9 protein-coding genes and 1 pseudogene are annotated in these 9,527 nt (G+C 35.1%); 2 read left to right on the forward strand and 8 right to left on the reverse strand.

Translation table 11 applies throughout. The features are described from left to right. The 5 genes and pseudogenes from Q0Y70_RS08520 to Q0Y70_RS08540 all read right to left on the reverse strand — a co-directional run. Nucleotides 1-463, reverse strand: a pseudogene (locus tag Q0Y70_RS08520) (hypothetical protein); the annotation flags it as partial. 250 nt (nucleotides 464-713) lie between these two features. Then, nucleotides 714-1,184: a threonine/serine exporter family protein gene (locus Q0Y70_RS08525; protein WP_297819775.1), complete on the reverse strand. Its 471-nt coding sequence runs from the start codon at nucleotides 1,182-1,184 to the stop codon at nucleotides 714-716. Beyond that, a complete protein-coding gene (locus Q0Y70_RS08530) occupies nucleotides 1,184-1,966 on the reverse strand; it encodes a threonine/serine exporter family protein (RefSeq protein WP_297819778.1) in 783 nt (260 codons plus the stop codon). Before Q0Y70_RS08530 ends, Q0Y70_RS08525 begins: the two co-directional genes overlap by 1 nt. 23 nt (nucleotides 1,967-1,989) lie before the next feature. Continuing rightward, nucleotides 1,990-3,531, reverse strand: a complete 1,542-nt coding sequence (locus Q0Y70_RS08535; protein WP_297819781.1) for an ABC-F family ATP-binding cassette domain-containing protein — start codon at nucleotides 3,529-3,531, stop codon at nucleotides 1,990-1,992. After that, nucleotides 3,528-3,932, reverse strand: coding sequence for a hypothetical protein (locus Q0Y70_RS08540; RefSeq protein WP_297819785.1), 405 nt, complete (start codon nucleotides 3,930-3,932; stop codon nucleotides 3,528-3,530). The genes Q0Y70_RS08535 and Q0Y70_RS08540 overlap by 4 nt, the downstream gene beginning before the upstream one ends. Before the next feature lie 230 nt (nucleotides 3,933-4,162). Between Q0Y70_RS08540 and Q0Y70_RS08545 the strand changes: the two genes are divergently transcribed. Then, nucleotides 4,163-4,792: a hydrolase gene (locus Q0Y70_RS08545; protein ID WP_297819788.1), complete on the forward strand. Its 630-nt coding sequence runs from the start codon at nucleotides 4,163-4,165 to the stop codon at nucleotides 4,790-4,792. 108 nt (nucleotides 4,793-4,900) lie between these two features. Here the strand turns inward: Q0Y70_RS08545 and Q0Y70_RS08550 are convergent, their stop codons facing one another. Then, nucleotides 4,901-6,049: an LCP family protein gene (locus Q0Y70_RS08550; protein ID WP_297819790.1), complete on the reverse strand. Its 1,149-nt coding sequence runs from the start codon at nucleotides 6,047-6,049 to the stop codon at nucleotides 4,901-4,903. A gap of 157 nt (nucleotides 6,050-6,206) precedes the next feature. Here Q0Y70_RS08550 and pepF point away from each other — a divergent pair, with 157 nt between their 5' ends. Further along, nucleotides 6,207-8,006 carry an oligoendopeptidase F gene (gene pepF / locus Q0Y70_RS08555; RefSeq protein WP_297819793.1) on the forward strand — a complete coding sequence of 600 codons (1,800 nt, stop codon included), beginning with the start codon at nucleotides 6,207-6,209 and terminating at the stop codon, nucleotides 8,004-8,006. A 40-nt stretch (nucleotides 8,007-8,046) separates the two neighbouring features. Here the strand turns inward: pepF and Q0Y70_RS08560 are convergent, their stop codons facing one another. Beyond that, entirely contained in the window at nucleotides 8,047-8,838 is a 792-nt protein-coding gene (locus Q0Y70_RS08560) for a metal ABC transporter permease (protein WP_297819797.1), read from the reverse strand. Further along, entirely contained in the window at nucleotides 8,838-9,458 is a 621-nt protein-coding gene (locus tag Q0Y70_RS08565; RefSeq protein WP_297819800.1) for a metal ABC transporter ATP-binding protein, read from the reverse strand. The genes Q0Y70_RS08560 and Q0Y70_RS08565 overlap by 1 nt, the downstream gene beginning before the upstream one ends. Nucleotides 9,459-9,527: the final 69 nt, after the last annotated feature.

Consider the following 9,527-nt stretch of genomic DNA (forward strand, 5'->3'; position numbering starts at 1 on the left):
GGTTAAAACTTCTTAATCTTAAAGCATTTGTTAAAACTGAAACAGAACTTAAACTCATTGCAGCTGCTCCTATCATTGGATTTAAAAGTGGTCCACCAAATATATGAAGAACTCCCATTGCAACAGGAATACCTAAAACATTATATCCAAATGCCCAAAATAAATTTTGTTTTATGTTTCTAATAGTTGCCTTGCTTAATTTTATTTTCTTTTTATAATTACTAAATGGTAAATTGATAATATTACTCTCCAAGGCAAACGTTACAGGACGCTGGCCTACGACTGCAAGCTGGGTTTGAATTAAAGAATCATGCTTAGCAGCTTGAATTACTTCTTGAATCATCTTACTTGCAAAAGCCTTAATCTTTGTTTTATTTAATTCGCTGTACTTAATTGTCTCAAGATCTTGGAGATAATCTTGCTCTTCTATTTTTTTGGTAATTTCTTCTTGTTTAATCTTCACAATAAAAAACCTTCATCAATATGTTTTGTCATTAATACGATAACTAATTATATATGTTCTTGCAAATATTTTTATAAAAAAAAGCCAGCTAAACAGCTGGCTTTTGGCGAAGAAGATATAACTATCTCAGGGTCTTCGTTTCACAACCGAAGGAGCCCAACATCAGTACTTCCCGTACTTTGATATTTAAATCAAGATGTCTTCTGTCAAAGAACGCATCTCGCGTTTTCCTCGACTCGTCGCATAATTATTATACAAAATTTTTCTTATTTTTTCTATTTCTACGTATTTTAAAGAACACTTCGACCACTAATTGAGCTAACAAAAATCCCATCGCAATTGCAATTGTTACTATTGCTACACGTAATAATAAGTCTTCAGCATCAGACAATTGTCCATCAACAAGTGCTCTTACTGCTTGATATGCTGGCACTCCAGGCACTAATGGTACAATTCCTGGAATATTAAAAACAGTCACCGGACATTTTTTTATTCGGGCAAAAACACCCCCTAAAATTCCAATTAATAAAGCTCCTAATAAATTCGATCCTAGCCTCCCTAAACCTAGCTGAATACCCCACCAATATACCATCCAACCGGCTGTTCCACTAAAGCCGCATAAAACTAGTGCACGATGAGGCACATTAATAATTAACGCAAAACCCACAGCTGAGATCCAGGCAAAAGCAAAATTTATTATTATTTCAACCCAATATGGCATTATAAAATCCCCCATAATAACTTAATTGCAATACCAATTCCGCCTCCTAAGGCAATTGCTGTAAATAATGCTTCAGTTCCTCTAACAATTCCAGATAAAATATCTCCACCAAATAAATCACGTAAGGCGTTTGTGAAAGCAACACCAGGAACCAATGTCATCAATGCTCCAATCAAAATATTATCAACTAATAATTTTGGAAAAATTTTGCATAACCCAATAGTCAAAACGCCCATAAAAATTGCTGTAACAAGCTCGGCCAGAAAACGAATATTAGTGTATTTCTTTATTGCGAGATACACACCATATCCCACTCCCCCTACCAACGCAGCTGCCGGAAAATCAATCCAATCATAGTCATTCATAAACAGGACCATCAAAGTACAGCTTAGAATAGTCGCCCCAAATATCTGGAGCCAAATTGGAAAATTAGGTGTAGATTCGGATAGAGCTTGCAATTTTTTTTGCAGTTCATTAAGAGTAATTTTTTTCGCAGCAAAATCTCTAGATAGACTATTAACCCGATCGACCAATTCAAGGTTAATATTTCTATCCTTAATCTGTGTCAGCTGAGTATATGAATGTGGTCCCAGACTCATAAAAATACCAGTAGGTGTAGTAAAGCATCGAGCGCCTTTAACACCTGCATTAAACGCAATCCTACGCATGGTATCTTCTACCCGATACATCTCACTTCCCCCTTGAATCATCAAGCGGCCAGCTTTTAAACATGTATCTAACACTTCTGCTACGTATTGCGACTCCATTTCTTCTTGATTCATATCTTACCTCATGAAACTTTTTCTTAATTCATAGTTTCGATATCTATTGTCTTATCAACCCAATTATCTCTAAAGAAATCACGCTCATGACTAACGATGATAACTCCACCATCAAAATTAATAATAGCCTTTTTAAGTGCCTCTTTAGTTGTAACATCCAAGTGGTTAGTAGGTTCATCCAAAAACAATAAATTACTTGGCTCAAACTGCATTTTAGCTAATTTAACTTTCTCTTGTTCACCACCTGATAATTCCTTTAAAGGACTCATAGCTTGCTGACTAGTTAATCCCATTCTGGCCAAAGCTTGTCGCAATTCGCGAGGACGTAAACGAGTAAATTCTTCTTGCAGATACTGCAATGGCGTCATATTTTTATTCGGCCAGGTTAAATCCTGCTGAAAATAAGCTAATTTGGCTGTTGACGATAGTTCAAAACTCCCATAGATGGGTTTTAACTTACCTAATAGTGTTTTAAGCAATGTAGTTTTTCCGATACCATTAAAACCAGTAACAGCTACTTTTTCGCCATTACCTATACTAAAGTTAAATGCTGATTTTACTAATGCTTTATCATAACCAATAATCAAATCTTGGGTCTGCAACAATAAATTAGACGCTGTAGTTACATAAGGAAAGCGAACTTGAGCGATTTTATTATTTTGCGGGGGTGTTAAAACATCCATTTTAGCAAGTTGCTTTTCCCGAGATTTAGCACTTTTTGAGCGTGATCCTGCTTTATTTTTTCGAATATAGGCTTCCGTTTTCTTAATTTTACGTTGCTGATTAGCATATGCTTTTAAATAACTTTCGCGATCAGCTTGTTTTTGACGTAAGGCATGCTTTAAATCACCGGTATAGCGAGTAATTGTTCCAAAATCAATATCGATAATACAATTCGTAATTCGTCCTAAAAAATCATAATCATGAGAGACAACAATAAAAGCCCCAGCAAAATTATTCAAATAATCCGCTAACCAATCAATATGATTAACATCTAAATAGTTAGTAGGTTCATCTAAAACTAAAACATCCGGATTTTGCAATAATAGCTTAGCCAAAATCAACTTGGATCGTTGCCCACCTGATAATTTTGACACATCTCGATCATACCCAAGTTCTGCTAAACCTAGTCCACTTGCAACTCGATCAATTTCAGTATCAATATCATAAAAACCCTTTTCTTCAAGAAGGGTTTGAATTTTACCAGCTTTTTCTAAAAGAGCATCATCACTATTTTCACTATATTTTGCATATAGGTTATTCAACTCTTTTTCTTTTTGATAAAGTTGTGCAAAAGCTGTTTTTAAAAAGCCTTTAATGCTTAAACCAGCTTCCAAATGAGCATACTGGTCTAAATAGCCAACATGTAATTTGTTTTGCCATTTTACAATTCCATCATCTTGCGTTATTTCGCCCGTCAAAATTTTGATTAAAGTGGATTTCCCCACTCCATTTTGACCGGTCACTCCCATGTGATCTTCTTTATTTAAAACAAATGATGCATTTTCATATAAAGTCTTATCAATAAAAGTTTGGCTTAAATCCTTAACTGTTAATAAACTCACTTGTGAGTTCCTCTTTCTTTATTAGATTTATCTTTTGCTAGTTCCATCTGTTTTTTGTCATATTCTTGCAATTGATATAATACTTTCGGCCACATTCGCTTAGGAATTATTAATTGTAATTTATTGTTATAAACTGGAAAATCACTCGCTCTCATCCCTGTAATTTGTGCTAAATCTTGATCGGTTAAATGATATTTAGCTGTAATTGCTTTAATTTCATATGAAGCATGACCCCTAAAGTAAGACACTACAAAAAAGAAAATAGCAAAAATCCCTGCGATAGCAACTGATAAGCTCAAATTCAATCTAAAAGTACGTAAGCAAATAAATACTACTGCTATAAAGCTAATTAGCGCTGATAAGACGCCATAAATTACCGGAAAAAGAGTCTTTACTTTCATAGTTTCACCTTTTCTATTAGTCACAGATATTACATTTTTGTTACAAAATGACATTCATCTAACAATTTATTACAAGCTTATAAAAATCTGTAATTGTCATGTCCTAATAGTGCAACAAATGCTTTCTATAATGTAAGTATCGATTATTTAAAGGATAACAGTTTTATTACTTATCTACACCTTAATTTTTCAGAATTTATCAAAAGTATTTACTTAGGAGGAGTAATATTTTGTTTAAGCGACAATTCGCAGTCCTTTTTACTGCTATTTCATTTTTAATTTTAACTTTTAGTTTTTCAAATACTACTGCATCCGCTGACTCAGATGATGATTTTGCAGTTTCTAGTGAATTAGTTAAAGAAACTATGAAGCCAGAGCTATTAAAGCAAAAGCTACAAAAACAACAAGTTGAAGCCATCCGTAATGCTAAGCTCAAAGAAGTTCAAGCTGAACAAGCTCGTTTAGAAAAAATTGAGGCAGAACAAAAAGCTGCTCAAGAAAAAGCCAAATCTGAACAACTTGCAAAACAAAAACAAGCAAGTTCACAAGCACCAACTACTAATAATGCTTCTAACCAAAATGTGTCCGGAGTAAACAAGGGTACTTTCAAACTTTCATTTTATGATCCAGCTGCAATGGGCTCTAGCTTAGGTTATGGTGGTGTTGCTGCTAACTTATCAGTATTTCCTAAAGGAACCAAATTAAAGATTACATTACCTGATGGAACTGTCTGGATTCGCGTGGTTAATGATACTGGTGGTTTTGCGGCTGCTAACCCTCGTCAATTAGATGTTGCCATGCCTAACAGTCAAGTACCAGCTGCTGGAGTATTATCAGCAACCGTTGAAGTAATTGGCTAATATAAAGAAATTTGACTTTAACTTAAAAAGAACTAATATATAAATGTCAACAGATACATAAAGAAAAGAGAACCATTTTATTGAAAAGTGGTTCTCTTTTTTGTTTTATCAATTACTACCGTCCCAAACAACAGTGTCAGAATGCTGTGAATAAATTACATAATTTTCAAATGCTGTCGGATCACTCCATTTCAATCCTTTTTGCAAGCTATTTTGACGTGTTTCTTCGTTTTTAAGTTTCTCTTTTGGTAAGCCTAGACCACTTCTAACTAAGTCCGAAACACGTTGTAATTCCTTGGTTGAAGCAACTTGTAGCGATGCTCCTCCGATCCAAGCATCATGACCATGAATATAGCCGCTTTTAATATTTGAAGCACAGGAGCGATAATTCATAGCTAACGTCATCATATCATTGAAAGTTAGGTTAGTTTTAACATATTTAGCAAAGACGTTTAAGATCTTACGATAATTGTTGACTGAATTCAGTGTCATTCCCTGATGAACTATTTGAGTAATAATTTGTCTTTGACGCATTTGTCGGCCGTAATCGCCCTTCGGATCTTCTTTTCTCATTCGAGAATAATCTAGTGCTTGTTTACCGTTTAAATGCATCTTACCTTTTTTAAATTTGGTATTGTAAGTAAAACTAAATGGGACGTTAACATCGACACCACCTAAAGCATCCACCATGCTTTCAAGAGCTTGCATATTAACTTCCATATAATAATCTATTGGTGTATTAAGCAGATGGGAAACTGTTTTTTGTGAAGCCTTATTTCCACCGACCTGATAAGCTGAGTTCACACGGAACATATAATACTTACCCTTATCTCCTAAGACGTCTACTAAAAGATCTCGTGGAATTGATGTCATAGTTGCCTGTTTTTTCTTAGGATTCATTGTGACTAATATCATTGTGTCAGAATTTCCGCGGTCATGACGACCTTCAATTCCTTGATCCACGCCTAGAATTAAAATGGACACTGGCTTATTTTGAGCAATTGCAGCAGATGTTTTCCCACTACCGTGATAAGCCTGACGAGCTGTGGAAATTGCTGTAAAATAAATTTTTCCAAAGTATGCCAACCCAATGCCTAAGATAAAAACAGTTATTAGACCCGCTATTTTTCTAATCAGGTGTTGTTTATCACTCTTATTTTTTTCCGCTGCAAATACGCGATTATGTGACAGTTTTTCAATCGTTTTATCTTTTGTTTGACGATAATTTTCCCGCGTATTAGGATTTTTTGGATCCATTTAACTTTCCCCTCTTTTTCTAACACCTAATTTAACCATATTTTTCGGCACTATTTTTACTTGATTTCAATTATTAATAAAGTTTTACTTTTTCGCAAGCGAAATATTGTTCTATAATTGGTTCTATTATTACTATTCAATCGAAAGAAGGAAAACTATGGCTCTACCTACACGAAACCAAGTAAGCGAAGATTTAAAGTGGGATCTAAGTCGTGTTTTTGAAAACGACGATGCCTGGGAAAAAGAATACGATAATGTCGCAAATGATATTAAAGATTTGGCTAATTTAAAAGGCACTCTTTCAAAATCAGGCAAAGATCTATATGAAGGCATTAGCGCCATGCTAGAAGTTAGCCGGCGCCTTGAAAAAGTCTACGTCTATGCCACAATGTCAAGTGATGTTGACACAAGCAACAGCCACTATTTAGGATATGCGGCAAAAGTCCAATCTTTAGCAAGTCAATTTTCTGCAGCAACTGCTTTTGTGGATCCAGAGATTTTGAGCATCCCTAAAGAAAAATTAACCCAATTCATCAAAGATGAACCTCGCTTAGACCAATACCATCATCGCTTAGAGCTCGTCACCCGTAGACGTCCCTATACTTTATCAGCTGACCAAGAAAAACTTGTGGCTGATGCTAGTGACGCTTTAGGAGTTAGCTCTAATACTTTTAATGTATTAACTAATTCCGATATGCAGTATGGCTTTACCCAAGATGACAATGGTGAAATGGTTCAATTATCAGATGGTCTTTATTCTTTATTGATCCAATCACAAAACCGTGAAGTCAGAAAAGGGGCCTTTGAAGCAATGTATGACACCTATGGTCAATTTGAAAATTCTCTTGCTTCTACGCTATCTGGTGTCACCAAAGCTCACAACTACAATGCAAAAGTCCACAAATATGAATCAGCACGCCAAGCTGCATTAGATGCTAATGGCGTACCAACAATTGTTTATGATACTTTAATCAAAGAAGTCGACTCTCACTTAAACTTGCTTCATCGTTATGTTGCACTTCGTAAAAAGATCCTTGGCCTTAAAGACTTACAAATGTATGACATGTATGTACCGTTAACTGGGAAGCCATCATTATCTTACAATTTTGAACAAGCTAAACAAGAAGCAAAAAAGGCTTTAGTTCCACTTGGTGAAGACTATTTAAAACATGTTGACTATATTTTTAACAACCGTGTAATTGATGTTGTTGAATCTCAAAACAAGGTTACAGGTGCTTATTCTGGTGGCTCTTATGACACTGATCCATATGAATTATTAAACTGGGAAGATAATATTGACTCACTTTATACCTTAGTTCATGAAACGGGACATTCAGTACATTCCTGGTACACTAGAAATACCCAGCCATATGTTTATGGTGATTATCCAATTTTTGTGGCCGAAATCGCTTCAACCACCAATGAGAATATTTTAACCGAGTACTTCTTAGACCACGTTACTGATCCAAAGACGCGCGCCTTTGTCTTAAACTACTACCTTGATTCGTTTAAGGGCACTCTCTTTCGTCAAACACAATTTGCGGAATTTGAACAATTTATCCATGAAGCTGATGCACAAGGACAGCCTTTAACTGCTGACATCTTAGATAAATTTTACGGTGATTTGAACCAGCGTTATTACGGACCAAGTGTCGAAGAAGGTGGCGATATTGCTAAAGAATGGGCAAGAATTCCTCACTTTTACTATAACTTTTATGTTTACCAATACGCTACAGGATTTGCAGCAGCAACTGCTTTGGCTAATAACGTAGTCCATGGCACAGATGCTCAAAGACAAGCTTATATCGGTTTTTTGAAAGCAGGCTCAAGTGATTATCCAACTGAAATCATGAAAAAAGCCGGCGTAGATATGACTAAGCCAGCTTATCTTGAAGAAGCCTTTAAGACTTTTGAAGAACGCTTGAATGAATTTGAAAAACTGATTGATGAACTTTAGAACATAAAAAATAGGATTTCCAAAATGGAGATCCTATTTTTTAGTTTCTAAACATTTGAATGAAATATGTGCCTAAATAGATAAATACTTCAATAATTGCAATAAAGAAAGTTACTGGCCAGTTAGTCAAAAATCCTAAATAAAGACCTGCCCAGACCCCAATTAAGGCAATGACAATTGACCATACTATCATTGAACCAATGCTGCGTCCTAAATAGCGGGCAGTGGATGCTGGCAAGGTTAACAAAATAAAGACTAGCAATGAACCTACAATTTGTGAACCAATTGAAACTGACATTGCCAAGGCAACTAAAAATACTACTCCAACAAAACCAGCTTTAACGCCATGAGCCATAGCTCCAATGTGATCAAATGAATCAAAATTAAGTGGTCTTTGTACTGCAAAAATTAATAATAAAACGATGATTGACAAAACAACTAGTTGTACAACACCTTGTCGATCAACGCCGATGATACTACCAAACAAAATATTTGTCGCATAGCGGCTATTTGAATTAGAAATAGCTAAAAACAAAACACCTAATCCAATAAAAAGAGCTGAAATAGCACTAATTGAACTCTCTTTTTGGTCCGAGTGCATAGTTAATTCGCCAACTCCAACTGAACCAAGCAGCGTAAACAAAAGCATTCCCCATAAAGGCGCAATTCCCATAAACACCGCAAAACTGGCACCAGCAAAACCTATTTCAGACAAAGTATGAGCTAGAAAACTAAAGTTTCTTGCTACAACATAGACACCTACTACTCCACAAGTAATTGCAATAAATGTACTTGCTAAGAAGGCATAACGCATAAAATCAAATTGAAACATTATTCGTAATCCTCCTTAAAATCTGCCATCTTTCCTTGCCTAATACTTGCATGGTCTAAGTAAAGATAGTCGTTCATATATTTTTTAGCAAGTGCTACATCATGTGTTACAAATAAGACTGTCATATTGTGTTTTTTATTTAAATGATCAATCAAGTTCATTAATTCTTGCTTAGCTACAGGATCTAAGCTAGCTGTAGCTTCATCTAAGATGATCATATTTGGATGATCAAGTAAAGCTTGTGCTAAATATGCCCGCTGCTTTTGTCCACCAGAAGCGCGACCCATCCGGGTATTTTGAATACCAGTCAAATTAGTTTCTTGTAATTGATGTTCAATTTGTTTTTTAACTTCTTTATTTTTTATCAACGGTGCATTAAGTCCCACAAAGGCTTTAATTGACAAAGGATAATCTTGATCAATATTTCTAAACTGTGGCACATACCCTAATTTAATCTGGTCTGAAAATTTATAATTTCCAGCCGTTGGATCTAATAAATCCATCAAAATATTGATTAAGGTAGTTTTTCCAGCACCATTAGGTCCTAACAGGGCAGTCATTGAACCTTTTTTTAGCTTAAAATTAAGATTTTGAAAGACAACTTTTGAATCAAATTTCATCGTTAAATCTGTTACATCTAAAATATCTTCCAATATCCACCCTTCTTTCTAATATCTACATCCTATTAC

Source organism: uncultured Lactobacillus sp. (genome assembly GCF_947367085.1).
In the GTDB taxonomy this organism is placed as follows: Bacteria; Bacillota; Bacilli; order Lactobacillales; family Lactobacillaceae; genus Lactobacillus.